At 35.7% G+C, this 24,505-nt stretch carries 26 protein-coding genes, 1 pseudogene and 1 riboswitch; of the genes and pseudogenes, 13 read left to right on the top strand and 14 right to left on the bottom strand.

The features are described 5' to 3' along the window. Positions 1–48: 48 nt before the first annotated feature. Genes C8J95_RS11685 through C8J95_RS11665 form a run of 5 tightly spaced genes read right to left on the bottom strand, consistent with a single transcriptional unit; the run spans position 49 to position 3,709 of the window. Positions 49–288 (bottom strand): hypothetical protein, encoded by a 240-nt coding sequence (locus C8J95_RS11685; RefSeq protein ID WP_009085191.1) that lies wholly within the window; start codon positions 286–288, stop codon positions 49–51. A 54-nt stretch (positions 289–342) separates the two neighbouring features. Next, complete coding sequence (locus C8J95_RS11680) at positions 343–1,236, bottom strand: 3-hydroxybutyryl-CoA dehydrogenase (RefSeq protein WP_107808491.1); 894 nt, start codon at positions 1,234–1,236, stop codon at positions 343–345. Positions 1,237–1,295: 59 nt separating this feature from the next. Next, positions 1,296–2,186, bottom strand: coding sequence for a CME family extended-spectrum class A beta-lactamase (gene blaCME / locus C8J95_RS11675; RefSeq protein ID WP_107808490.1), 891 nt, complete (start codon positions 2,184–2,186; stop codon positions 1,296–1,298). Between the two features lie 9 nt (positions 2,187–2,195). Next, positions 2,196–2,738: a hypothetical protein gene (locus C8J95_RS11670; protein ID WP_107808489.1), complete on the bottom strand. Its 543-nt coding sequence runs from the start codon at positions 2,736–2,738 to the stop codon at positions 2,196–2,198. Positions 2,739–2,746: 8 nt separating this feature from the next. Then, positions 2,747–3,709 (bottom strand): Gfo/Idh/MocA family protein, encoded by a 963-nt coding sequence (locus C8J95_RS11665; protein WP_034869164.1) that lies wholly within the window; start codon positions 3,707–3,709, stop codon positions 2,747–2,749. A 173-nt stretch (positions 3,710–3,882) separates the two neighbouring features. Between C8J95_RS11665 and C8J95_RS11660 the strand changes: the two genes are divergently transcribed. Then, the gene (locus C8J95_RS11660) at positions 3,883–4,530 is read left to right on the top strand and encodes a protein-L-isoaspartate(D-aspartate) O-methyltransferase (protein WP_107808488.1); all 648 of its coding nucleotides are present in this window, start codon (positions 3,883–3,885) and stop codon (positions 4,528–4,530) included. Positions 4,531–4,671: 141 nt separating this feature from the next. Here C8J95_RS11660 and C8J95_RS11655 read toward each other — a convergent pair whose 3' ends face one another. Together C8J95_RS11655 and C8J95_RS11650 are read right to left on the bottom strand one after the other, a co-directional pair. Further along, on the bottom strand, positions 4,672–5,055 hold the full coding sequence (locus C8J95_RS11655; RefSeq protein WP_034869160.1) for an acyl-CoA thioesterase: 384 nt from the start codon (positions 5,053–5,055) through the stop codon (positions 4,672–4,674). An 89-nt stretch (positions 5,056–5,144) separates the two neighbouring features. Then, a riboswitch (cobalamin riboswitch) is annotated at positions 5,145–5,274 on the bottom strand. A gap of 29 nt (positions 5,275–5,303) precedes the next feature. Continuing rightward, positions 5,304–5,735 carry an MliC family protein gene (locus tag C8J95_RS11650; protein WP_107808487.1) on the bottom strand — a complete coding sequence of 144 codons (432 nt, stop codon included), beginning with the start codon at positions 5,733–5,735 and terminating at the stop codon, positions 5,304–5,306. A gap of 295 nt (positions 5,736–6,030) precedes the next feature. On the opposite strand from C8J95_RS11650, the gene C8J95_RS11645 reads away from it, so the two are divergent. Further along, entirely contained in the window at positions 6,031–8,010 is a 1,980-nt protein-coding gene (locus C8J95_RS11645; RefSeq protein WP_107808486.1) for a urocanate hydratase, read from the top strand. 66 nt (positions 8,011–8,076) lie between these two features. Here the strand turns inward: C8J95_RS11645 and C8J95_RS11640 are convergent, their stop codons facing one another. The 4 genes from C8J95_RS11640 to ggt form a co-directional block, all read right to left on the bottom strand. Then, entirely contained in the window at positions 8,077–8,409 is a 333-nt protein-coding gene (locus C8J95_RS11640; protein ID WP_034869152.1) for a multidrug efflux SMR transporter, read from the bottom strand. Between the two features lie 70 nt (positions 8,410–8,479). Continuing rightward, complete coding sequence (locus C8J95_RS11635; protein ID WP_009085173.1) at positions 8,480–8,977, bottom strand: ecotin; 498 nt, start codon at positions 8,975–8,977, stop codon at positions 8,480–8,482. A 363-nt stretch (positions 8,978–9,340) separates the two neighbouring features. Beyond that, the gene (locus C8J95_RS11630) at positions 9,341–10,318 is read right to left on the bottom strand and encodes a sterol desaturase family protein (RefSeq protein ID WP_107808485.1); all 978 of its coding nucleotides are present in this window, start codon (positions 10,316–10,318) and stop codon (positions 9,341–9,343) included. Between the two features lie 143 nt (positions 10,319–10,461). After that, complete coding sequence (gene ggt, locus C8J95_RS11625; RefSeq protein ID WP_107808484.1) at positions 10,462–12,159, bottom strand: gamma-glutamyltransferase; 1,698 nt, start codon at positions 12,157–12,159, stop codon at positions 10,462–10,464. A 101-nt stretch (positions 12,160–12,260) separates the two neighbouring features. Between ggt and C8J95_RS11620 the strand changes: the two genes are divergently transcribed. Further along, positions 12,261–13,229: an NAD-dependent epimerase/dehydratase family protein gene (locus C8J95_RS11620; protein WP_107808483.1), complete on the top strand. Its 969-nt coding sequence runs from the start codon at positions 12,261–12,263 to the stop codon at positions 13,227–13,229. Further along, positions 13,230–13,985: a polysaccharide deacetylase family protein gene (locus tag C8J95_RS11615; RefSeq protein ID WP_107808482.1), complete on the top strand. Its 756-nt coding sequence runs from the start codon at positions 13,230–13,232 to the stop codon at positions 13,983–13,985. It abuts the gene before it with no gap. A 62-nt stretch (positions 13,986–14,047) separates the two neighbouring features. On the opposite strand, the gene C8J95_RS11610 is transcribed toward C8J95_RS11615, so the two are convergent. Next, positions 14,048–15,256, bottom strand: coding sequence for a metallophosphoesterase (locus tag C8J95_RS11610; RefSeq protein WP_107808481.1), 1,209 nt, complete (start codon positions 15,254–15,256; stop codon positions 14,048–14,050). Further along, positions 15,253–16,317, bottom strand: a complete 1,065-nt coding sequence (locus tag C8J95_RS11605; protein WP_107808480.1) for a 3-oxoacyl-ACP synthase III family protein — start codon at positions 16,315–16,317, stop codon at positions 15,253–15,255. The genes C8J95_RS11610 and C8J95_RS11605 overlap by 4 nt, the downstream gene beginning before the upstream one ends. 113 nt (positions 16,318–16,430) lie before the next feature. Between C8J95_RS11605 and C8J95_RS11600 the strand changes: the two genes are divergently transcribed. The 9 genes and pseudogenes from C8J95_RS11600 to C8J95_RS18975 form a co-directional block, all read left to right on the top strand. After that, positions 16,431–17,000 (top strand): hypothetical protein, encoded by a 570-nt coding sequence (locus C8J95_RS11600; protein ID WP_107808479.1) that lies wholly within the window; start codon positions 16,431–16,433, stop codon positions 16,998–17,000. 10 nt (positions 17,001–17,010) lie between these two features. Next, a complete protein-coding gene (ubiE, locus tag C8J95_RS11595) occupies positions 17,011–17,736 on the top strand; it encodes a bifunctional demethylmenaquinone methyltransferase/2-methoxy-6-polyprenyl-1,4-benzoquinol methylase UbiE (RefSeq protein ID WP_034869134.1) in 726 nt (241 codons plus the stop codon). 125 nt (positions 17,737–17,861) lie between these two features. Further along, the gene (locus tag C8J95_RS11590) at positions 17,862–18,164 is read left to right on the top strand and encodes a hypothetical protein (protein WP_107808478.1); all 303 of its coding nucleotides are present in this window, start codon (positions 17,862–17,864) and stop codon (positions 18,162–18,164) included. Beyond that, positions 18,164–18,457, top strand: a complete 294-nt coding sequence (locus C8J95_RS11585) for a cell division protein ZapA (protein ID WP_059324579.1) — start codon at positions 18,164–18,166, stop codon at positions 18,455–18,457. The genes C8J95_RS11590 and C8J95_RS11585 overlap by 1 nt, the downstream gene beginning before the upstream one ends. Before the next feature lie 244 nt (positions 18,458–18,701). Further along, positions 18,702–20,273, top strand: coding sequence for a ribonuclease Y (rny, locus tag C8J95_RS11580; RefSeq protein WP_045180292.1), 1,572 nt, complete (start codon positions 18,702–18,704; stop codon positions 20,271–20,273). A gap of 95 nt (positions 20,274–20,368) precedes the next feature. Then, positions 20,369–21,430, top strand: a complete 1,062-nt coding sequence (locus C8J95_RS11575) for an SMI1/KNR4 family protein (RefSeq protein WP_107808477.1) — start codon at positions 20,369–20,371, stop codon at positions 21,428–21,430. Positions 21,431–21,473: 43 nt separating this feature from the next. Then, entirely contained in the window at positions 21,474–21,950 is a 477-nt protein-coding gene (locus C8J95_RS11570) for a hypothetical protein (RefSeq protein ID WP_107808476.1), read from the top strand. Positions 21,951–22,136: 186 nt separating this feature from the next. Then, positions 22,137–23,231: a glycoside hydrolase family 18 protein gene (locus C8J95_RS11565; protein WP_107808475.1), complete on the top strand. Its 1,095-nt coding sequence runs from the start codon at positions 22,137–22,139 to the stop codon at positions 23,229–23,231. Between the two features lie 79 nt (positions 23,232–23,310). Beyond that, positions 23,311–23,439 (top strand): annotated as a pseudogene (locus C8J95_RS18975) (IS256 family transposase); the annotation flags it as partial. Between the two features lie 9 nt (positions 23,440–23,448). On the opposite strand, the gene C8J95_RS11555 reads toward C8J95_RS18975, so the two are convergent. Continuing rightward, positions 23,449–24,273 carry a hypothetical protein gene (locus tag C8J95_RS11555; RefSeq protein ID WP_107808474.1) on the bottom strand — a complete coding sequence of 275 codons (825 nt, stop codon included), beginning with the start codon at positions 24,271–24,273 and terminating at the stop codon, positions 23,449–23,451. Between the last annotated feature and the right edge of the window lie 232 nt (positions 24,274–24,505).

The following is a 24,505-nucleotide window of genomic DNA, read 5'->3' as shown; positions in this document are numbered from 1 at the left end:
ATAAAAAATCCGCTCGTAAGAGCGGATTTATTTTTTTAGATTTTACAATTAAGCTTCGTCTTCGTCGTCATACTTTTCCAACTCAGCATCACACCATTTGAAAGCTTCTTCTACAACTTTAGTAGCTTCTTCTGCTACTTGCTCTTCATCATCACCTTCTAAATCGTCTAACCATTCTACTTCTTCCTCCTCAACATTTAGGATAAAACGTGGATACTCAGTATGAACTACAAAAAGATCCTCTGGAAAGTCTGAATTGTCGGCTAATAAAAACTTAGGTAATTTCATTTCTTTAATATTTGATATTTCAAAGATAGGGAAAATTTTTTCGGCTTTCCTCGTTTACTTTGCAAATTGTTTGGAAATTTTTTCGGCCTTCTTACTCTCACTATAATCGTAAAAGCCTTCTCCTGATTTTACACCTAACTTTTTAGCTGTTACCATATTAACTAAAAGTGGGCAAGGCGCATATTTAGGATTTTTGAAGCCGTCGTATAATACATTCATGATAGAAAGGCAAACATCCAATCCGATAAAGTCAGCCAACTGTAATGGTCCCATCGGATGAGCCATTCCAAGTTTCATTACAGTATCTATTTCTTCTACTCCGGCAACACCTTCGTATAATGAATAAATAGCTTCATTAATCATAGGCATTAATATTCTGTTCGCTACGAAACCAGGATAATCATTTACCTCTACAGGTACTTTGCCCAGGGTTTTGCTCATTTCATAGATAGCACTGAAAGTTTCCTTGGAAGTAGAGTAACCTTTTATAATTTCTACAAGCTTCATAATAGGAACCGGATTCATAAAATGCATTCCGATTACTTTTTCCGGTCTTGAAGTTACAGACGCAATTTTAGTAATAGAAATAGAAGATGTATTGGTTGCTAAAATACAATCAGCCGGAGCGGCAGCATCCATTTGTTGGAATATTTTAAGCTTTAAATCTATATTTTCTGTAGCAGCTTCTACAATAAGATCGGCATCTTTAACAGCATCTTCCAAAGCTGTAAATGTAGAGATGTTTGCTAGTGTATTGGATTTCTCTTCTTCTGTAAGATTTCCTTTAGCAATAATTCTGTCCAGATTGGTGGTAATAGTTTTAATACCTCTGTCCAACGCTTCTTGTGAAACATCTACTAAATTTACTTTAAATCCGGTCTGGGCAAAAGTATGAGCAATTCCGTTACCCATAGTTCCCGCACCAATTACTACAATATTCTTGTTCATAATTTTTATTTTTTATTAAAGAATTTACGAACCTTTCGGTTTTTTTATGAGGGTTTATTTTATTTTTTATTTAAGGTATCCCAAACAACTTTCGAGATCTGGGCTATCATTCCGCAATTGACTTCCTCAGTTTCCATAGAGTTTTTTACAAATACTGCAATTGCATAATGTTTACCACTGCCTAAAGTTACAATTCCTGAATCGTTTTCGGCAATAGTCAATCCATTTTTCATTTTACCAGAAGAACCTGTTTTTCTGGCCATCCTAACTTTTGGAAGCAATCCCGGAAGTTTTGTCATCCCGGTATTGGTCTTAGTCATAATCTCCATTAAAAAAGCTGTGGATCTTTTTGATAAAAACATTCCTATATAAAATGCTTTCAGTGTTTTCACCATGGATGCTGTGGTCGTGTAATTTGCATAAGGCGCTTGTACACCTTTTTTAGCCATCTCTTCTTCATTGTACTTTACCTGAAAGTTTTTTACACCATTTACATCCATTAGTTTCTGTACGGTTTTAACCCCGCCAATTAGTCTTAATAGTATGTCGCAACCATTGTTGTCGCTTTGGGCTACGGTATAAGTAATAATTTCACTTAAAGGAAGTTCTACATTTCCATCCGGATACTTTTCACGTATCGGTGACCAAGTATTCTCTAGTAGATCAGATTTTTTAACCAGTATTTTCTGATCCAGAGCGAGATTTCCTCTGTCAACCTGATTCAGAACTGCTAATGCAATATGGAATTTAAAAACGCTCATCATTGGCATTTTTAAATTACCATTGGCATTACTAAACTGAAAGTCGTTTTCTATTCCCAAAACAGAAACAGCTATGGTCGCTTTTTTACCTTTTGTAATTGAGTTTATTTTCTCTAGTAGCTCAGGTTTTGAATGTTGAGAAAAAACAAAAAGAGAGAAAAATAGAAAAATAATACTAATTCTTTTCATAAATATTTTTTAGGAAATCCATACCATATCTTCTTTTACAATTTTCCATCGATTATTTTCTTTTAAAAGTTTTATCAATATACCTTTTCCACATCTTCCACCACATTGAAAATTAAGCATAACAAGAGCTTTATTACCTGTAAATTTAATCTCGGAAAAATAATACGCAGCAGTAAAATAAGGATCACAAGAATCCATCATTTTATCTTTACAAGGAATATTGTCTATTCTATTAATTTCTAAAGATTGTATCTTACTGAGGTCTATTTTTTTATCTTTTATTATAGTTCGTCGAGAACTTGTGGTGTCTAGCTTGTCTATGGATGAATGCAGATAATAGGTTAGTTTTCCCGTATGAAGAAGGCTGTCATTAAAATGTTTTCTGATTTTTTCATCAGAATAGCCTTTTTTAGGGAAAATTCTTACACTATAAGTATTAACATGTTTTTTAAGAATAAGATTAATAATTTCATATTCATCTTTCTGTTCATTGCCTTTGGAACATTGAACCAAATTAAGTGATAAAAGAAGAACAAAAATTAAAAATCTCATCAAAAATATTATTTAATCAGCTCCATTATTTTCAGTGCTACTTTCAATGCCTCGGTTCCGTCATTTAAACTTACTTCAATAGGTGTATTTTCTTCTATAGCCTGAGCGAAGCTTTCCAGTTCATCCAGAATAGCATTGTTCGGCTGAATATTTGGATATTCGAATACAATCTGGTTCTTTTCACCTTCAGCATTCTCTATAATCATATCGAAATCTGATGGTGTTTCCGGAGCTGCCTGCATACGGATAACCTCTGCCTTTTTCTCCAAGAAATCTATCGAAATATAAGCATCTTTCTGGAAGAATCTGCTCTTACGCATTGCCTTCATAGAAATACGACTGGTGGTAAGGTTTGCTACACAACCATTTTCAAATTCTATACGGGCATTGGTAATATCTGGTGTTTTACTTACAACCGATACACCACTTGCATGGAGGTGTTTTACAGGTGACTTCACAATACTCAGTAATATATCCAGATCATGAATCATTAAATCCAATACTACAGATACATCTGTACCACGAGGGTTAAACTCAGCCAGACGGTGTATTTCAATAAACTGAGGATTGCTCAGGTAGCTCTTTGTTGCAATATAAGCAGGGTTGTAACGTTCAACGTGACCTACCTGTACTTTTATATTTTTTTCCTCGCAAAGACGAATCAATTCTTCTGCCTGCTCCAGAGTTTGAGTAACCGGCTTCTCAATAAAGAAATGAATTCCTTTTTCTATTGCTTTTTTTGCATATTCGTAATGGAAGAGGGTAGGTGTTACAATATCCAAAACCTGAATTTCACTTAATAGTTGGTCCAGATCGTTGTAGTATTTATAACCAAATTCCTGTTCTAATTTCTTTCCGTTTTCAGCATCACTGTCGTAAAAGCCTACCAATTCATATTTTTCAGATTGATTCAGAAGTTTCAAATGAATTTTTCCTAAGTGGCCGGCACCTACTAATCCCGCTTTTAACATGTAATTTTAAATTTTCGTAAAGATAATAAACGCTTAGGAATTATGAGTTATAACTTGTAAGGTATTGATGTGTAAAGTTGTATTCCAACTATAGCATGTAAGTGTGATAATATCAGGTGTAAACTATCAATCAATAAAGGTAAACTAATAAGTATTTTCCCTATTTTTGCCGTATGAGAGATAGTTTTGTGCATAAGGGAAAAAGAAGACACCTGGTGAATTATTTGATGTCGAAAGGAATTTCGGATCAAAATGTTCTTCAGGCAATAAACAAAATACCCCGCCATCTCTTTTTGGAAAGTATTTTTGAAGATTATGCTTATGAAGACAGAGCTTTCCCTATTGCTGCAGACCAGACTATATCTCATCCGTCCACTGTAGCAGAGCAAACACAGCTTTTAAGAGTAAAGGAACAGGAAAAAGTTTTGGAAATAGGCACTGGAAGTGGCTATCAGACTGCTGTTTTAATTGAAATGAAAGCCTTTGTATACACTATTGAAAGGCAAAAAGATCTATATGATTTTTCAGAAAAAAAGTTACGGGAGATAGGACTTAGACCAAAGTTCCAAAGCTTCGGTGACGGTTTTGCCGGCTTACCGACCTTTGCACCATTTGATAAGATTTTGGTGACCTGCGGAGCAGCTGTTTTACCTATTGAGCTATTAAAACAGCTAAAAATTGGTGGATTAATGGTTATTCCTTTAGGAGAAGGAGATGAGCAGATTCTCACGCGTTTCAGAAAAGTAGGAGAAACTTCTTTTGAGAAAGAAGAATTCGGGCTTTACAAGTTTGTTCCGATGTTGAACAATACGAATAAATAGAAGTACGGAGTTAGAAGTTAGAAGTGTGAAATGTAAAATAAACAATTCAACGATTTAACTGTAAATTAGAGGTACGAAGTTAGAAATACGAAGTAGGTATGCTAAAAGAGCTTTTAACTTCGTATTTCTAACTTTTTAATTTTATTTAATGCTTACAGGTTTGCCTTCTTCATCTACGGAAACCAGGGTAAATTCACCAGATACAGCCAGATCACGACCTTCCTGATACATTTTTTCCGTGAAGATATCCACATGTACTTTTACACTGGTGTTTCCTACATGTTTTATAGATCCAATAAGCTCTACAAGAGTACCTGAAGGAATTGGCTTTTTAAAGTCAATTTTATCACTACTTACCGTTACAATTCTTTTTCTGCTAAAACGTGTAGCAGTCATAAAAGCAACTTCATCCATCATCTCCATAACCGTCCCCCCGAACATTGTATTGTGGTGATTTGTAATCTTTGGAAACACTACTTTAAAGACATGCGTTTCCGAATTCTGAATTTTTTCTTCTAAATTCATAATTAAATTTTAAATTAAATTATATAAGTTGAACAGGAAAATAAACCTAAAAGAAAAAAATTAGGAGCATTTTTCTACTTCAAACCGCGAAAGTATTTACCGAATTTTTCAGGGATCTGACTCATGTCGAAGGACATACACAGTTGCGCGACAGTTCGTGAATTACACACGATTCACCTTTTCGAAAATTCGAATGCAAAAATAAGGATATTAAAATAAAAACGGAAGTATTTTACGAATATATAATTTTAGTGCTCTTCCTTAGGCTTACCAGCGATAGATCCTTCAGCAACAACTTTATCGGCCTTACCAAAGCTAAAGTCATCTCCTTTCAGCCAGAAATAGTTGCCATCCGCATCCTGATATTTTTCGCCACTTGCACTAATTACTCTTTCCATATCGTAGATTCTGCCGCTGATATCGTTGCGCAAAAGAATTTTTGCAGGCTTGCTATCATCCTGTTTAGAAATGATACGGAAGTGGTATTGTTCATCTGAAGAAATGTATAATGAACCGTCGTTATCTATATCTATTTTTGTGTTTACTGCTGTACTATCCTTTTTCTCCACAGCTACAGAATCATTTTTTGTAAGTGTTTCAGCTTCGGATTTTTCTTTTTTACTGTTACAGGCAGCGACAATAATAGCTAGAGCGGCAATTCCAAAAAGTACTTTCTTCATTTGTAAAAAATTTCAATAAAAGTACTGAATTTTTATCTTTTTTGCAAGAAAAAAATGGCCTTTCTATAGACAGTTTGATGTATAAAGCTCCTGTATAAAGGTGTTCTGGTATATTCTTTTTTGAAGTAAACTTTATATAAATAAGCTCACTTTTTAGAGATAATTATTTCTTTTCATAGTTAGGAATGTAAGTTTGGCGAAAGATATACCGGGATTATTTGTTTCATATTTTTCATTTTGAATATATTTAGGTTTTTAAACCAAGTTGAAAGCAACTTTAAATTTTGAATATTCAATGACTTTTAAAGAACAAATCCAACAGGGCATTCCTGCGATTTTACCAAATCCGAAAGCATACGATACTACAGTAAGTCATGCACCGAAGCGTAAAGAAATATTATCTGAAGATGAAAAGAAACTGGCACTGAAAAATGCATTGCGTTATTTCGATACTCAGTACCATGCTACATTAATTCCGGAATTTAAAGAAGAGCTGGAAAAATACGGACGTATCTACATGCATCGCCTTCGTCCGGATTACGAAATGTTCGCACGTCCCATAGAAGACTATCCGGGAAATTCGCAGCAGGCAAAAGCAATTCAGTTAATGATCCAGAATAATCTTGATAAAGCTGTTGCGCAGCATCCACACGAGCTGATTACTTACGGTGGAAACGGTGCTGTTTTCCAGAACTGGGCGCAATATCTGTTAACGATGAAGTATCTGTCCGAAATGACAGATGAGCAGACATTGGTAATGTATTCGGGACATCCGATGGGATTATTCCCTTCTCATAAAAATGCACCAAGAGTTGTAGTAACAAACGGAATGATGATTCCTAATTATTCTAAACCGGATGACTGGGAGAAATTTAATGCATTAGGGGTTACACAATATGGACAAATGACAGCGGGAAGCTATATGTATATAGGTCCGCAGGGAATTGTACATGGTACAACAATTACTGTACTGAATGGTTCCAGAAAAATAGATGATCAGGGAACTGCCGGTAAACTATTCGTAACTGCAGGCCTTGGCGGGATGAGTGGTGCTCAGCCTAAAGCCGGGAATATTGCAGGTGTAGTATCGGTTACAGCAGAAGTAAATCCGGCTGCAACCTATAAGAGACATGATCAGGGCTGGGTAGATGAAGTAATCTCGGATCTGGATGAGTTGGTAGTAAGAGTAAAAAAAGCTAAAGAGAATAAAGAAGTTGTTTCTATTGCCTATGATGGTAATATTGTAGATGTCTGGGAGAAGTTTGATCAGGAAGATGTTTATGTTGATCTCGGATCGGATCAGACATCCCTTCATAATCCGTGGGCAGGAGGGTATTATCCTGCAGGAATTTCGTTTGAGGAGGCCAACAGAATGATGGCTGAAAAACCAGAACTGTTTAAGGAAAAAGTACAGGAAACACTGCGCCGTCATGCAGCAGCAGTCAATAAACATACGGCAAAAGGAACTTATTTCTTTGATTATGGTAATGCTTTCCTTTTAGAAGCTTCTCGTGCAGGTGCGGATGTAATGGCAGAAAATGGAATCGATTTTAAATATCCATCTTATGTACAGGATATTATGGGGCCTATGTGTTTCGACTATGGATTCGGACCGTTCCGTTGGGTTTGTGCTTCCGGAAAACCAGAAGATCTTCAGAAAACGGACAATATAGCATGTAAAGTACTGGAGGAGATTATGAAAAATTCTCCAAAAGAAATTCAGCAGCAGATGCAGGATAATATTACATGGATAAAAGGAGCCCAGGAAAACAAATTGGTAGTAGGCTCACAGGCACGTATCCTTTATGCGGATGCAGAAGGGCGTACTAAAATTGCTAAGGCATTTAATGATGCAATTGCAAACGGAGAAATAGGACCTGTTGTGTTAGGAAGAGATCACCACGATGTATCCGGAACAGATTCACCTTTCCGTGAAACGTCAAATATTTATGATGGTTCCCGATTTACAGCTGATATGGCTATTCATAATGTAATTGGAGATAGTTTCCGTGGTGCTACATGGGTTTCTATTCACAATGGAGGTGGAGTAGGCTGGGGAGAAGTGATCAACGGTGGATTCGGAATGTTATTGGATGGGACTTCTGAGGCGGAGCAACGTTTGAAGTCAATGCTGCACTGGGATGTAAATAATGGTATTGCCAGAAGATCGTGGGCCAGAAATGAGGAAGCGATATTTGCAATTAAAAGGGCTATGGAAGAAGAGCCTTTACTAAAAGTGACATTGCCTAATATTGTAGATGAATCTTTATTGTAATAGATATTTGATAAAAAAAGTAGCTTCTGAGACCAGGAGCTACTTTTTTTTATTATTATTTAGTCTTTAATGAGAAGACATTTTAGAAAACAGATTAATGATAACAACACCGGCAATTATAAATATAAATCCTATAATGGCTGGAAGATCCGGAATTTGCTTATAAACCAAAGCTCCTACAGCTGCAATAAGAACAATTCCTACTGCCGACCATAATGCATAGGCAATTCCCACAGGTATTTGTTTTAATGAAAGACTTAGGAAATAGAATGCACCGGCATAGCCTAAAATAGTAATAATACTGGGAATAAGCTTGGTGAATTGTTCAGAACTTTTGAGAGTAGAGGTAGCAACTGCTTCAAATATAATGGCAATAAAAAGATAAATATAGTGCTTCATCGTTATTCAAATTTATACCAAAAATAAAAGTTTCCCTTGGGAAACTTTTATTTTAGTAGAGAAAAGATACTTATTTTTTCTTTTCCATAATTTCCGGAGCGCTGTATAGCTCAGGACTAGCTTCGTAAATTTTGTATTTAGCCTCATATCCTTCAGGGATATAAAGAACGATAGGCATTCTTCCGTTGTATCTTGTAAGGTATCCTCCGGACATTACAAACTCCATTTTTGGTTTTGCTCCCGGGCAAGCCATTAATGTAGATGGTGTACTACCGTTGGTTGTAAAAGTAAGGTAATCGTATCCCCATCCTTTCAGTTCGCTGCTTTTAAACTCTCCGCTTAGGAAGGTCTTATTGCAACCATCTGTTTCCATGGTTTTTCCAACAAAAATTTCAATCTTCTTGTTTCCATCGTTTTGAGAATGTGGAACCTCAATAACAACTTGCTTTTGTCCTTTTTCTGGTTTTGGGAATGGTGCTAAATCAACTTTATAAGTTGTTTGTGCCATCAGTGAAACTGACATTAAACTTAGTCCTAAAAAAGCGCTCGCAAAAATTGTTTTTTTCATCATCGTAAAATTTGGGATTATTTTAATTGTATTTGTATAGACAATTTGCGTACCAAAAATTATAATATTTCTTTTTTTACGAAGAGTTAATACAGGTTACTTATTTCATAAAATCCCCTGAATATGGAATTTGTATATTGTATTTTATAAAAAATAATCGCTGAATATTTTTAACTAATTTACAGGGAAACAGTAGGTAAACGATAATACTTGTGTCATATTTTATGCATAATAATAGATAGGTGAATAATGAAAAAAAAACATCAAAAAATATTTATTATTAATTTTAATTAAAAAATAAATTGATGTGATAAAATAAAAAATGACCAGAAGAAATTCCGGCCATTGCTATTATAATTAAAACTAACTTACTTTTTTTACGACTTCATTTTCGGCATTTTTAGCAGCCATTTCAGCGGCTTTTCTTTTTCTCTCTCTGCGTTTTAGCTCTGCACGTTGGTAGTCTTTTACGGTTTTACCTGTACCATCATGTCTCCATCCCGGTGAATAGAAAATATACCTGAACCTGTCCATCATACTAAGGTTAGGCTGGGCAAGATCCCGGGCCAGTTTTTTCCATTCATAGAATACAACATTAATAGGTCCGCGGTCTTTAGCCTTAGGGTATATCCCGTACTTTACAGGAAGATTTGGATCTTCTTTTTCAAAGGTTCCGAATAATTTATCCCATACAATAAGCATCATGCCCATATTTTTATCCAGATAACGGATATTGCATGCATGGTGCACACGGTGGTGAGAAGGGGTTACCAGAATATATTCTAATATACCCATATTTTTAATTGTTTTGGTATGTACCCACGTTCCGTATACCTGTACTATAGCATATACTACCATAATATGCCAAGGATTGAATCCTAAGAAGGCTAACGGTGAAAAGAACATATAGCGGTACAATGGTTCGAAAACCGAAGATCTGAATCCTGTAGAAATATTGAATAATTCCGAATTGTGATGGGTAATATGTACAGCCCAGAATACGCGGGATTTGTGATCTACGAGATGCAGAACGTAATAAACGAAATCCTGTAAAAGGAATACCGCAATCCAGTACCAGGCATTTTCTTCCCATGTAAAAAGACGATAATGATAAAAGAAGAACATTACTCCCATCGCAAAGGCCTTCATCAGAATATCCAGCCCGTAGTTTAGAAGAGCTAAATAAACATTGGTAATGGTGTCCTTTGTTTCATAAAGTTTTTCTTTATTGAAGTGGCTGTAAATCATTTCGCCCAATATCACCGTAAGGTGAATCGGGGCAGCCCAGGTGTAAACTACACCTTGTCCGTTTTCAGTAAACAAATTATTCCAATCAATCATCCTGCAAAGTTACTCAATAAAATCCCTGATATAGGCTTAAAAATGGCTTAATATTATAAATAACACCGATAGATAAAGGCATAAAAAAACTGTTGCTTATAGAAGTTAAGCAACAGTTTGTAAAAATTTATGCAAAGTTGGGTTTATTTCTCCATAGAAACGGAGTCGTCTCCGCGGCCATCGGCTACAGCATGGTAGTTTCCGTTAGGATCTACTACGATCATTTCTACGCGACCGATTTTATCACGTCTTTCGAATTTGTAATTTTTCTTTTCCAGTTCTTTAATTGTATATTCCGGAAAACCCTTTTCCACAGCTACAGTTTCCGGTAGCCACTGATGGTGAAATTTAGGTGCATTAACAGCAATGTTTGTATTGGTTCCAAAGTCAATAACATCTACAATCGCCTGGAATACAGAAGTTGGAATTGTAGTACCACCTGGTGTCCCGACTACAATATATGGTTTTTTGTCTTTTAATACAATGGTAGGAACCATAGAGCTTAACATTCTTTTGTTAGGCGCAATGGCATTGGCCTCACCACCTACGGCACCGTACATATTCGGAACTCCTGGTTTTACAGAGAAGTCATCCATTTCATTATTTAAAAAGAAGCCCGCACCGCTTACAACCGTTTTGCTTCCGTAATAACCGTTCAGGGTTGTGGTTACAGAAACAGCATTTCCTTCTTTATCCAGAATACTGATGTGTGTAGTTTGTGTACTTTCTTTTCCCGGATTGATGATTGTACCTACATCTTTGCTTGGTGTAGCAAGATTAGGATTATAATTAGCAAATCTTTTCTTTAGGTAATCAGTGCTAATCAGCATGGCTGTTTTATCCTGAATAAAATCGGGATCTCCCATGTATTCTGCTCTGTCTGCATAAGCACGTCTTTCAGCTTCCACCATTAGCTGTACTGCTTCCGGAGAGTTAAGCTGTTTATCCTTTAATCCTACAAAATCAGTCATAGTAAGCATTTGTGCCAGCAAAATTCCACCACTGGAAGGCAAAGGCATTGTAACAACTTCGTTTCCTTTATAATCGAAGGTAATAGGTGTTCTGAATTTTACTTTATAATTTTTCAGATCATTATGAGTAATGATTCCGTTACCTCTTTTCATTTCAGCAATAATAAGGTCGGCTGTTTTTCCTTCATAAAAGCCTTTTAATCCTTCTTTCTGGATTCTTCTTAAGGTTTCTGCCAGATCTTTTTGTACAAGGATATCTCCTTCTTTCCAATCGGTATCTTTTACAAAAACAGTGGCATTTTTATTATTGTTCAGGAAGTTTTTCTTTGTAGAGTTTAGCAAGTTGGCTTCGGCCTGGGTAATAGCAAATCCTTTTTCAGCAAGATCAATAGCAGGCTGAATTAGTTTTTCCATAGGAAGCTTTGCATATTTATGCATTTCGTATAGCCCCGCTACAGAGCCAGGAACACCAACAGCAAGCCATCCGTACTGGCTAAGATCTGTATTGGCATTTCCTTTTTTATCGATATACATATCTTTATGGGCCTTTGCCGGAGCTGTTTCGCGGTAGTCTAATGATAATTTTTTTCCGTCCGCAGTTGTGGCAACCATAAATCCGCCACCGCCAATATTTCCTGCCTGAGGATATACTACCGCAAGAGCATACTGGGTTGCAATAGAAGCATCAAATGCATTCCCGCCTTCATTCATTACCAATGTACCCGCTTCGCTGGCAAGCGGATGTGCTGATACAACGACACCTTTATTTTTTACTTTCACTTCTTTTACCACTCTTACGTCAGTATACTGAGCGAATAGAAGGGTAGAAGTAGTTGAAATAATCCCAATAGTAAAGAGTAATTTTCTCATAAGATCAATTTGTGTCTACAAAAATAAATAAACCTGTCAGATTCTTTATTATGTTTTAGATAATAATTAAATTTGCTTCTTAAAATATTGAAACAATAATTATGGAGTCACACACGGAAAGAATTTTGATTACTGGCGCATTAGGCCAGATAGGTACTGAATTATGCATTCGCTTAGCAGCAATATACGGAAGAGAAAACATATTCGGGCTTGGGCTGGAAGATGAAAGTAAAGCCGTCGATTCTGCAGCAGGTACTTATATCAAAATGGATGTGACTGATTCTGCATCTATCGAAAAATTTGTAACAGAGAACAAAATTACAACGGTATACCATTTAGCATCTCTTTTATCAGGAACCTCAGAGAAGAATCCGCCATTAGCGTGGAGAATTAACGTAGATCCGTTAATTCACTTCCTGGAAATGGCAAAAGATAAGAAGATCAATAAACTTTTCTGGCCAAGCAGTATTGCTGTATTCGGACGCGAAATTCCTAAAACAGATGTAGGGCAGGAAGTACCATTAAACCCTTCTACTGTGTACGGAATTTCTAAACTGGCAGGTGAGAAATGGTGCGAATATTACCACAATAAATATGGTGTAGATGTAAGAAGTATCCGTTATCCCGGACTTATTTCATGGAAAGCTCCTGCAGGTGGTGGAACAACCGATTATGCTGTAGAAATTTTCTATAAGGCTATTGAAGATGGTAAATACACCAGTTTTATAAAAGAAGATACAGCAATGCCAATGCTGTATATGGACGATGCAATCAATGCAACATTACAGTTAATGGATGCTCCTAGTGAGCAATTGTCAGTAAGAACGTCTTATAACCTTGGCGGTATGTCTTTTACTCCGGCAGAATTGGCAGCTGAAATTAAAAATGAAATGCCTACATTTGAAATAAGCTATGAACCTGATTTCCGTCAGGCGATTGCAGACAGCTGGCCTGCAAGCATAGATGATGCTGTAGCTAAGAAGGACTGGGGGCTGAAATATGATTTCGATATTACCTCTATGACCAAAGACATGTTAGAGAATTTAAAAAAGAAGTTGGCCAAAGCCTAAATGATATTATTAACATTCAATCTTCGAAGTTTTCAAGTCCCTACTGAAAAGCAGGGACTTTTTTCAATGAAAGAACTGGATGAAATTAGTGTTAAGGGAACGCAGAGTCTTCTGCGTATTTTAGAAAATGCTGAAATACAAGCCACTTTCTTTATCGAAAGCCATTTTGCAGAGCGCAATCCGGAGCTTATAAAAAGTATCGTCGCTAAAAACTTTGGAATAGCCCATTGGTATACCGAAGAGAATATAGACCAGTTGGCAGAATCTAAAAAAATATTGGAAGAGATATCCGGTAAGAAGATATTCGGAATCCGATATGCTCCCCATTGTGATGTTTCTGCTCAGGATCTTAAAAATCTGGATTATGTATACGATGCCAGTTTCGAACCGCGTGACATATCCCAATATCTCAAAAAGATAACCCGAAAAACAATCCAATATGTGAAGGATGATATTTTATATCTTCCGGTTTCACAATCTCCAATGACAAGATTGCCATTTAGTGACTTTTCTTTTCAGTTCTTACCATTGCGTTATTATGAAGGGATGGTACTGGAAACAGTCAATCAGGACGAGTATACTTTATTGTACTATTATCCATGGCAGTTTATGAATGTAACGTCTCCTGACTATGGGCTGGTCTTCTACCGAAAATATAATTTGGGGGATAAAATGTACCATAAGTTCTCTGAATTCCTGAAATGGATTAATGAAAACGACTTTGCGACAGCAACCCTGAGAGAGTATTTTTTCTAAAGGTTTTATAAAAAAATCACACTACAAAAATAGTGTGACTCTATATTAATTACTGAAGCATTTTAGCTTAATTCAAATACTGTGATTTCTGGTTTTACACCGACTCTTCCCGGATAACCAATTACACCAAATCCACGATTAACATAAAGGTATTTTCCCATCGATTCATATAAATCTGCCCATTTTGGATATTTATATTGTACCGGAGACCATTTAATGTTCTTTAAGTCTAATCCGAACTGCATACCGTGTGTATGTCCGGATAAAGTTAAATGGATATTAGACGGATGTTTTTTTACAATCTCGTCAAAGTGGGTAGGATCGTGAGACATCAGGATTTTTGCTGCATCATTAGGAATACCCTGTGTTGCTTTATCCAGATCTCCATATTGCGGAAATGGAGGAAGCCCCCAGTTTTCAACACCTACTATATAAAGTTTTTCACCGTTTTTCTCAATCATTCTAAACTCGTTACGAAGCATATCGAAACCAGCCCGTTTTTCCAGTTCTATAAGTTTTGGAATATTCTGATCATGCTCTGCCTGACTTTTCCATGTTCCGTAACCACCATAATCATGATTACCAAGAACTGCGAGTTTTCCGTCTTTAGATTTTATAGTGGAGAACAGTTCTACAAAAGGAATAAATTCTTCGGCATAAGCATTCACCATATCTCCTGTAAACAAGATAAGATCAGCATTTTGTCCATTAATCATGTCTATTGCGTGTTGCAATTTAGCCGGATCGGAGTAACTACCGCTGTGTACATCGGAGATTTGTAAGACTTTATAGCCCTTAAAGCTTTTTGGAAGGTTAGGGATTTTTACCTTAATGTTTCTTACAAAATACCTGTATTTACCCCATACCATTCCGTCGAAGAAAGAATAGGAGAGTGCTGCTCCCAGTCCCAATGCTGTTAGGCTTAGGAATTTTCTTCTTTCAGGGAAAGTTTTTGCAGGTTTTGTAAAACGCTGTAAGGTGTATTCTGCAATGCGGAAAATATCGCCCAGAAGGAGAATAGCGGTAATTAATACTTTCGGTACCAGAAACATGGTAAATATAGCGGCAAGCCAATGTACTTTGGTCTGGTCTCGGGATCCCTTTTCGAAAGTAAGCATAAGGGTAATAATAATACCGTATAGCAGTATTGTTATTACCCAGTATGTTAATCTTATTTTTTTATTCTTAGTTATGTTTTTTATGGCCTGATATACATATAATTCTAATATCAGGATTATTCCGAAAACATAAGGGAAGATTTTTTGAATCATTCGTTTTTATAAATGAGGCAATTGATGTTCATGCCGGCACCTACTGAAGCCATGGCAACATAACCACCCTTCTTGAAAGAATGCCCCTGCATTTTGTCTTTTTTAATCAGATCATACATCGTAGGCACAGTCGCTACTGAAGAGTTACCAAATTCCTGAATAGTCATTGGTGCAATCTCTTCTCTGTATTCTTTACCGTAAAGTTTGAATAGTCTGTGGATAATAGCGTGATCCATTTTAGCATTCGCCTGATGGATAAGGATTTTGTCGATGTCTTCGATGTCTAATCCTGCTTGACTGATGGTGTCTTTTATAGCATCCGGAACATTTTTCAATGCATATTCGTAAATTTTACGACCACGCATTCTGATAAACATTCGGTCCTGTCCTACTTCAGGATTTAGTGAACATCCATTGCTTAGGTATTCTAATTCAACATCATTATCACAAATTGTATTAGAAGTTATAAACCCTTCCTCGGTATTTTCTTTAGCCTGCAGAATAACAGCTCCCGCTCCATCAGCAAAGATTAATCTGTCTCTGTCATATATATCTACTACACGGCTTAGGGTTTCTGTACCTACAACCAGAATAGTTTTTGCTCTCTTAGCCTGAATAAGATCGTTGGCAAGGATCATTCCTTCTACCCATCCCGGGCAGCCAAAGATCATATCGTAATTAACGCATCTGCGGTTTTTAATCCCCAGTTTACTTTTTATTCTTGCAGATACTGAAGGCATAAAGTTAGCCAATCCGTTTTGTGTAACTTCACCAAAGTTACTTGCTGCAATAACATAATCTATAGTTTCCGGATCTATTCCTGCCTCTTCGATAGCTTGCTGGGCCGCTTTAGCACCAATATCGCTGTTTAAAAGATCATCCGTAATGTAGCGGCGTCTTTCAATTTCTGTGATTTCAACAAACTTCTTTACAATCTCCTCATTAGATTTTTCAATCTTATTACCATTCTCATCATAGAAAACAGCGTCATTAAAGTATGATCCGTCAATTACTCTTTCAGGAAGGTAGTGACCAGAACCGGTGATTACACTTTTAAGCATCAGTTTTTAATATATAAAAAGTAAATTATTAATAGTTGGCAAAGGTAAGAATTAAATATATATAATAGTGAAAACAAAATTATTATTAACTTTGCAGAGCTTATTTTTGACGTATGAAGAAGCTTGGTGCATCGGCGAAAGGCCTTATTTTTTCAGTGTTGGCTGCAGTCGTAGCTTTTGCTGTTTACTATATCTATTTGAAAAAAGAAAACCATTACCTGGTAGACAATCCCACTCCTGATACTTTTTACTTTAAAGTGAATAACGGGGAAGAGAATATTATTGCTTCCGGACAGTATGTAACAGTAGACCTTAATAAAGGTCAGAATAACATAAAAGTATTTGATAAAAACAAGAAAATGCTTTATGATTCTGCTTTTACTGTAAATAAACTGCGTGGATTACTGAACATTGCTCACAAGGACTATTATGTAAACAGACAGTACTACGGATACAATCTGAATAAAGATTCGCTTCGGGCAAAACATAATATTGTTGTAGACGGAGAAACTCTTTTTACCGATGCTAAGAAGGTCAATAAACTGTATACTGAAGATTTCTATTACAATGTCAATGAAGAATATGATAAGGTGATTAAGAATATTCAGAAGGTAGAATCCAGAACAAAAATATTCAGAAAGCAGGACTTCTTAAACTACTACAAAGATTATTATAACGAATAAAAACAATATTTTGGAACATAATACAATAACCCCATATAATTCAGAACAAAGTAAGAAAAATCAGGTAGAGGAAATGTTTGATAACATTGCCCCTAAATATGATTTGCTTAACCACGTTTTGTCCATGAAAATAGATGTTACATGGAGAAACAAACTGGTAAAGTGGCTTAAAATTGACAGTCCCAACAGAATTCTGGATGTAGCAACAGGTACAGGAGATCTGGCACTGACCATACAAAAAGGAACAGGTGCTGATGTTGTTGGATATGACCTGTCTCAGCAAATGCTGAATGTTGGGGTGGAGAAAGTAAAAAAAGCAGGACTTCAGGACAAAATCCAAATGATAAAAGGAGATGCGGAGCATATGCCTTTCAAGGATAATGAATTCGATGCGATTACAGCTGCATTTGGTGTAAGAAACTTCGAAAATCTGGAAAAAGGACTTGCTGAAATGAAGAGAGTTGTAAAAACAAACGGAAATGTATTTATTTTGGAATTTTCCAAAGTAGAAGGTTTCTTAGGGCCGTTTTACATGTTTTATTTCAAAAATATCCTACCAAATATAGGAAAGCTCATTTCTAAAGACAGCCGTGCATATACTTACCTGCCGGATTCTGTAAATGCATTTCCTTATGGTGAGAAGATGAAAAATATATTGCTGAATTTAGGATTTTCTAAAGTTGAGTATAAAAAACTGACTTTCGGAATCGCAACTATTTATAAAGCAACAAAGTAAAAAATAAACAGATCAGCTTTGTCTATTGGGGCGATAGGCTGATGAAATAAAATTGAAGCAAACATTAACAAATGTTAAATTAATTTGTTACTTTTGCTATTAGGTTAGAATTATAAACTTCGAAAATGCTGAAGGATTTAGAAAGCAACTTTGTATCACTGGAGAAAAAGATTCTTAGGTTAACAGCTAATTATAAGAATCTTTCAGAAAAATATGCAGAGCTTTCGGATAAATACGAAAAGTTGAGGATGAAATATGAAGATGAAAGCAGCAAAAATGGAGAACTACAGGAAGAACAGAGAAGAATAAAATTAATGTCTGCTATATCAGGAAATCCGGAACATAACCGATTGATGAAAAACCACATCAACAGGTTGGTAAAAGAGATAGATTCTTGTATAGCACAACTTCAAAACACAGGCATATAATGGATTTTAGAAGAATAACCATCAATATAGCCGGAAGAAATTATCCGTTGAACGTTCCCGCAGCTGAGGAAGAAACACTGCGTAAGGTTGGGAAACAGATAGAAGACATGATAAAGGAATTTGAAGCGAATTTCGCCGTTAATGATAAACAAGATGCTATAGCAATGTGTGCCTTAAGACTGGGTACCAATGCGGAGATCAATAAACTTAACGACGAGAAGAATATAAGCATTTCGAATGAAAAGTTAATTCATTTGAATAATTTATTGCAAAACGAATTAGAGGAATTATAATATTCGTCTTTTAACGACTGCCTACATTAGTTCTAACACAAGCAGGTAAACTCAACGCAAACAATTTGCCGAGCGAATGTTTACTGAATGGCGTGCCGGATTTATCCGGATTACAGACAGTAAAAATCAGCTCAAATCGTGTAGATTCGGAGTTTACTCTAATCATAGAGCTGATGTGGGCTTTTTTTATGGTGTAAAAACAGAAACAAAAAAGGAAATAAAAAAAGAAAATTAAACTATATATATGACAACCACTATTATCATTGTCGGCATTTTATGCCTCGTTATAGGAGCACTGGTTGGCTTTTTACTATCGAAAAGTTCGCTAAACTCCAAAGCCCGATTTATTATTGAAGACGCCAAAAAAAGTGCAGAAAACCTTGTAGAAAAGGCAAATGTACAAGCAGAAAGTATAAAGAAGGAAAAAAATGTACAGGCAAAAGAAAAGTTTCTTGAATTAAAAGCCGAGCATGACAGCAATATTCAGCAGCGTGAAAAGAAAATGCAGGAGGCTGAAAAAAGAACAAAGGACAAAGAAAATAAGCTTAATGATGAGCTTTCTAAAGTTGGGAAATTAGAGAAAGATCTTACCCGTCAGAATCAGGATCTGGAAAAGAAAATTGAGCAAATGGAGATCCGCCAGCAGGAACTGGCTACTGCTACTGCTCAGAAAGTTGAATTATTACAAAAAATTTCAGGATATTCTGCTGATGAAGCTAAGGCTGAATTGGTAGAGGCAATGAAAGGAGAAGCTAAATCCAAAGCACAGGCTTTTGTTACCAATGTAATGGATGAAGCAAAACTGAATGCGAAAAACGAAGCTCGTAAAATTGTTATTCAGACCATTCAGAGAATTGGTACAGAGCAGGCAATTGAGAACTCTGTTTCTGTATTCAACATCGAATCTGATGAAATTAAAGGTAGAATTATCGGTCGTGAAGGGCGTAACATCAGAGCTTTGGAAGCTGCTACAGGAGTAGAAATTATTGTAGACGATACTCCGGAAGCTATTTTGCTTTCATGTTTTGATCCGGTAAGAAGAGAAATTGCAAGATTATCTTTACACCGCTTAGTTACCGATGGACGTATTCACCCGGCAAGAATTGAAGAAGTTGTAAATAAAACAACGAAACAAATCGAAGAGGAGATTATTGAAGTAGGTAAGAGAACAATCTTAGATTTAGGTATCCACGGTCTTCATCCGGAATTAGTGAAGATTGTAGGTAGAATGAAGTACCGTTCTTCATACGGGCAAAACTTATTGCAACACTCCAGAGAAGTAGCAAATATTGCTGCTACAATGGCTGCAGAATTAGGACTAAATGTTAAACTGGCTAAGAGAGCAGGTTTATTACACGATATAGGTAAAGTTCCGGAGCAGGAATCAGAACTTCCACACGCACTTCTAGGAATGCAGTGGGCAGAGAAGTTTGGTGAAAATCCAGAAGTTATTAATGCAATTGGAGCTCACCACGATGAAATCGAGATGACATCTTTATTATCTCCGATTATTCAGGTTGCCGATGCTATTTCAGGTGCAAGACCTGGTGCGAGAAGACAGGTACTGGAATCTTACATGCAGAGACTTAAGGATCTTGAAGCTGCAGCATTAAGCTTTGACGGAGTATCTAGTGCATTTGCAATTCAGGCAGGTAGAGAACTTCGTGTAATGGTTGAGAGTGGTAAGGTGAATGACGATGTAGCAGCACAGCTTTCCTATGACATCTCTGAAAAAATTCAGAATGAATTAACATATCCTGGACAGGTAAAAGTAACGGTAATTCGTGAAACAAGAGCTGTAAATATCGCAAGATAACAGACTGAGTTACTCAGTTAAATAATAAATATAAAGCACCGCTATTGCGGTGTTTTTTTGTGTTTAAATGATTATATTCGCTAAAAAGAGTATATATGACCAGAATCTGTTTTACAGCTGATAGTTTTGATATTAACGGAAATTCCATCGCTCTTCCGCTGCCTATAAATGAACTGGAAAATATCCTGGGTGAAGCCCGCGTTTTTACCGGAGAGCATAACACGGTTTATACATGGTCGGAATTAGGACTAAAAGCATATTCTAAGGAAGGAAATTTGGCGGAGACTGTTGATGTGGTCTTCGAGGCAGAAGATTATGAGCATTCACCGGAAAAGGTTTTTACCGGAGAGCTCTTACTAAACGGAACAGATATAAAAGAGTATTATATCAATAATAAAGATAAACGGGTAAAATTATGGGATGATGATCCAAACGGAGCATTTGTTTTTAATAACCATAGTCTGTGGCTGGATATAGAAGACGGAGTATTTAATACAGTTTCTATAGAAGCCTATACAAAAGGAGAGGCAAAGACTTTGGAATCGTTACCATTGGATGCGGGATTCGAAGATTTGGCTGTAATATGGAATAAATGGATTGCTGCCATCAAAGAATATGTAGATGAAGACAATGCATATTATAATCTTACCCACGGAGTTACCGCTGGGCAAATGCATGAAACTGAAGTGCAACTGGAGGTTCCGTTACCCGGGGTTCTGTTGAATTTCTATAAAGTGCATAATGTAAGATGGAATGCAGTAACTTCAGCTTTTAGTTTTAGTGTAAACGGATGGAGTTACGATTTTTTGCCATTTGAAAAAATTATAGATGAATGGGAAGAAATACAGGACTTGAATGATGATGATGTATTGGGGGCAGAAATGAAGGAAGGATATTCTGATAAAGTAAAGGCTGTTAACTATGCAAATCCACGATGGATTCCTTTTGCGGAAGGACGAAATGGTGATTATCTACTAATTGATACGGATCCAAGCGAGAAAGGAACTTTCGGACAAATTATTGAGCTACAGAATGAAGGCTGGACAAGGAATGTAATAGCTTCTTCGCTCGAAGAGGTGATAAAACAAGAGATAGAGATTATTAAAAACGAAGGTAATAATAGATTCGGATTTATTCAGGAAAATGGTAAGTTTTAATTTTCAGATATAAATATATAATCGGTATAAAATCCAAATAAAGATGAAATACAAAAGCTATTATTTAATGTTATTGGGCTTATTACTTCCTTTGGCTTTTAGTGGCCAGCAAAAGGATTTAACAAAAGCTCCGTTTGAGTGTGATCTGCTAAAAGCTTATGCAGAGCCTATAAAGGGTCTTAAATTTGAAAGATGTGAAGAACCTAAGGAACTTTCTCAACTTATGACAACCGCTTACTATAGCGTAGCAGGTAAAGATCATGCAAAGATTGAGACGCTTTTGCGAGAAAAATACAAAATGCCGAAACTAGTGCCTTTTATGGGACATTATGAAACGGAGCACGGAGGTAGTGGTATCATAAGAAAACAAGAAGGTGAGAACGGATCCCTATATGAGCTTGATGTGAAAATGTCGGGTAAGATGAAATCCGGAACAGATCCAAAAACTGGCAAGTATACTGTAGACAGTAACAATGATTTAGCGGAGTATACAGTTGCCGTTTCCATATGGGAGTTATAAAGGATACTAAGTCGGTTGATCGTTGAAAAGTTTTCTACTCCTATTAATTTTAACCGCAAAATAATTTATAGATCTTATAAAAACGTCTTGTCAAGGTTTCAAACCTTGACAGGGCTAATAATAAGTTTTTTTACTTTTATTTCGTTTTGTTTAAATTCATTATCTTTAGTCTGGAAAACTAATATTATGAATGACAACTTTACAATTTCTTTTAGGAAAATAGTTTTTTTCCTGTTTCTTACATTCAGTTTGAATATAGCTTTTGCGCAGCAAAAACAATATAAGGTAGTGGCTTATATTTCTTCGGATAGTACTTCTTTAATGCAGTATGATCTGAAGAAAGTTACCCATCTTATCTACGGATTTGCCCATTTGGATAATGAAGGAAAGATTAGTATCAACAAGAAAAAAGACACTGTGATGCTAAGAACCTTTGCCGAACTAAAGAAAAAGCATCCCAAACTAAAAACAATGATTGCCTTAGGTGGGTGGACAGGATGTTTTACCTGCTCTGCAACTTTTTCGGATAAAAGCAAAAGAATAGAATTTGCAAAATCTACGAAAGCTTTTATAGATTATTTCAAATTAGATGGTATAGATCTGGATTGGGAATATCCTGCGATAAAAGGACCACCAGAACATTTATATCAGGATCAGGATAAACCAAATTTTACAGATCTTGTAATGCAGTTGCGTAAAGAATTGGGTAAAACAAAACTAATTACATTTGCAGCTGGTGGATTTGGTGATTTCTTTGAGAAATCTATAGAATGGCAGAAGGTGAATCCGTATCTGGATTTCGTAAATCTTATGAGCTACGACCTTGTGCATGGTTACTCTACCGAAACAGGTCATCAGTCTGCGCTATATTCTAACAGATCTCAGGATGAATCTATAGACAGGGCTGTAGATTTTTTCAGGAAGTATAAATTTCCTTTAAATAAAGTTGTTGTTGGTGTACCTTTTTATACGAGATATTTTCAAGTTGAAGATGCAAATGATAATGGCTTGTTTAAAGCTGCAAAATTTGTAAGTGGCAAGGACTATAAACACAACAAAGACACTATGGAATCCGATGGTTTTGTTGCTTACTGGGATTCTACAGCATCAGTACCTTACTGGTTCAATGCGGAGAAAAAGCTTTTTGCTACAGGTGACAATAAAAAATCGATTAAAATAAAAACAGATTATATTAAAAAACAACGCTTGGGTGGTATTATGTTCTGGGAACTTGCCAGTGATGCCCCTACAGATGGATTGCTGGATGCAATCGAATTTTAAATAGAAATAATACCCTCAATTAAAAATTGAGGGTATTTTTATATTTCGTTGTAAGTACCCTTGTGCAATACAGTCTTAGCAGAACAATTGGGAGAAATTAACCGTATTCTTTTACTTTCATCTTGAAATCAGAAAATCATTTATACCACAAATTTATATTGAAAATTTAAATGGGAAAATTAGAAAGTATACCAAGAATAAAATTAATTAGAAGGATTTAAAATCTTTTTAGAGTATAAGTAGGCTCTATTGTTATTTCTTTAAATATACCAAAGTTATTATAAGCCTCAATCTTTAAAGATCGATTAATTATCTGATATTCATATCCATCAATTGTATCAGCATATTCACCAGTAGTTTTAAAAAGAACATTATTTATTTCATAAAAAGACTTCTTTTCGTTTATACTTTCAATATAAGTTTTGGTAACCTTTTTTTCCGAGTTCAGAGCAGGTGCTTTAATAGTATAGTTAAAGATATATTTTACACTTGTTATATAAGCATTATCTGTTGTTTGCACTTTAAATAATCTGGAAAAACCATCAAGCCAAAAAAATGACTTTCCAGAAATATAATCAAATGAAAATTCAATATTAGCAGAAGTGGAACCATTAAAAGTAACCGTAGGATATTGATTATATGATATTTTAAAATCTTTTTTAACCTCAATACCTTTTTCATTGTAAATTGCAAACTTCAAATCATGTTCACCAGTTATACTTCCAGTATATTCAAATGTATTATCTGTATTTGAAAATACATAATCTTTATCAGGTTCTATAATATTGCCATTTAATTTTAATATACCACTTAAATTATTGCTAAACCTAAAATAGGTTTTAATCTTTTTAAAATCATAATTGATCATCAAATCAAGTTTTATATTATTCAGGTTGCCAACTGTTTTTTCCAAAAAATTATTTTCACCTTGTATCTTGATACTAAAATCCTCAGTGGTTTTAGGTAATGGATCATTTTGTGAGTCACTTCTGCAAGAAAATAGTGTTCCCAAGCAAACAAGAATAATAAGTAAGTATTTCATAATCAGTGTTTTTTTTGAAAGTAAATATAATATTATATAATTGAAAAATACTATAAAACAAAAAAAATGATTTAGTTTCAAAGCCCAAGAGGAAGTAGGTTCTACTGGGGAACACACGAGAAAAGAACGAAGTTCTTGCCAAAGACTGCGAGCGAAGTTCATGCCAGCAATAGGCTTTTAAATATACGGAAAGGGAGACCTAAAAGGTCTCCTCTTTTAATTTGTAGCGAAT

Origin of the sequence: Elizabethkingia sp. YR214 (assembly GCF_003058195.1) — a bacterium.
Taxonomy (GTDB): Bacteria; Bacteroidota; Bacteroidia; order Flavobacteriales; family Weeksellaceae; genus Elizabethkingia.
The sequence above is the reverse complement of the archived record's forward strand: the minus strand, read 5'-3'. Positions and strand labels throughout refer to the sequence as shown.

Excerpts from the sequence above, each read along its gene's own strand:
- C8J95_RS11685 (WP_009085191.1), bottom strand. The coding sequence starts at position 288 with ATGAAATTACCTAAGTTTTTATTAGCCGACAATTCAGACTTTCCAGAG.
- C8J95_RS11680 (WP_107808491.1), bottom strand. The coding sequence starts at position 1,236 with ATGAACAAGAATATTGTAGTAATTGGTGCGGGAACTATGGGTAACGGA.
- blaCME (WP_107808490.1), bottom strand. The coding sequence starts at position 2,186 with ATGAAAAGAATTAGTATTATTTTTCTATTTTTCTCTCTTTTTGTTTTT.
- C8J95_RS11670 (WP_107808489.1), bottom strand. The coding sequence starts at position 2,738 with ATGAGATTTTTAATTTTTGTTCTTCTTTTATCACTTAATTTGGTTCAA.
- C8J95_RS11665 (WP_034869164.1), bottom strand. The coding sequence starts at position 3,709 with ATGTTAAAAGCGGGATTAGTAGGTGCCGGCCACTTAGGAAAAATTCAT.
- C8J95_RS11660 (WP_107808488.1), top strand. The coding sequence starts at position 3,883 with ATGAGAGATAGTTTTGTGCATAAGGGAAAAAGAAGACACCTGGTGAAT.
- C8J95_RS11655 (WP_034869160.1), bottom strand. The coding sequence starts at position 5,055 with ATGAATTTAGAAGAAAAAATTCAGAATTCGGAAACGCATGTCTTTAAA.
- C8J95_RS11650 (WP_107808487.1), bottom strand. The coding sequence starts at position 5,735 with ATGAAGAAAGTACTTTTTGGAATTGCCGCTCTAGCTATTATTGTCGCT.
- C8J95_RS11645 (WP_107808486.1), top strand. The coding sequence starts at position 6,031 with ATGACTTTTAAAGAACAAATCCAACAGGGCATTCCTGCGATTTTACCA.
- C8J95_RS11640 (WP_034869152.1), bottom strand. The coding sequence starts at position 8,409 with ATGAAGCACTATATTTATCTTTTTATTGCCATTATATTTGAAGCAGTT.
- C8J95_RS11635 (WP_009085173.1), bottom strand. The coding sequence starts at position 8,977 with ATGAAAAAAACAATTTTTGCGAGCGCTTTTTTAGGACTAAGTTTAATG.
- C8J95_RS11630 (WP_107808485.1), bottom strand. The coding sequence starts at position 10,318 with ATGATTGATTGGAATAATTTGTTTACTGAAAACGGACAAGGTGTAGTT.
- ggt (WP_107808484.1), bottom strand. The coding sequence starts at position 12,159 with ATGAGAAAATTACTCTTTACTATTGGGATTATTTCAACTACTTCTACC.
- C8J95_RS11620 (WP_107808483.1), top strand. The coding sequence starts at position 12,261 with ATGGAGTCACACACGGAAAGAATTTTGATTACTGGCGCATTAGGCCAG.
- C8J95_RS11615 (WP_107808482.1), top strand. The coding sequence starts at position 13,230 with ATGATATTATTAACATTCAATCTTCGAAGTTTTCAAGTCCCTACTGAA.
- C8J95_RS11610 (WP_107808481.1), bottom strand. The coding sequence starts at position 15,256 with ATGATTCAAAAAATCTTCCCTTATGTTTTCGGAATAATCCTGATATTA.
- C8J95_RS11605 (WP_107808480.1), bottom strand. The coding sequence starts at position 16,317 with ATGCTTAAAAGTGTAATCACCGGTTCTGGTCACTACCTTCCTGAAAGA.
- C8J95_RS11600 (WP_107808479.1), top strand. The coding sequence starts at position 16,431 with ATGAAGAAGCTTGGTGCATCGGCGAAAGGCCTTATTTTTTCAGTGTTG.
- C8J95_RS11590 (WP_107808478.1), top strand. The coding sequence starts at position 17,862 with ATGCTGAAGGATTTAGAAAGCAACTTTGTATCACTGGAGAAAAAGATT.
- C8J95_RS11585 (WP_059324579.1), top strand. The coding sequence starts at position 18,164 with ATGGATTTTAGAAGAATAACCATCAATATAGCCGGAAGAAATTATCCG.
- rny (WP_045180292.1), top strand. The coding sequence starts at position 18,702 with ATGACAACCACTATTATCATTGTCGGCATTTTATGCCTCGTTATAGGA.
- C8J95_RS11575 (WP_107808477.1), top strand. The coding sequence starts at position 20,369 with ATGACCAGAATCTGTTTTACAGCTGATAGTTTTGATATTAACGGAAAT.
- C8J95_RS11570 (WP_107808476.1), top strand. The coding sequence starts at position 21,474 with ATGAAATACAAAAGCTATTATTTAATGTTATTGGGCTTATTACTTCCT.
- C8J95_RS11565 (WP_107808475.1), top strand. The coding sequence starts at position 22,137 with ATGAATGACAACTTTACAATTTCTTTTAGGAAAATAGTTTTTTTCCTG.
- C8J95_RS11555 (WP_107808474.1), bottom strand. The coding sequence starts at position 24,273 with ATGAAATACTTACTTATTATTCTTGTTTGCTTGGGAACACTATTTTCT.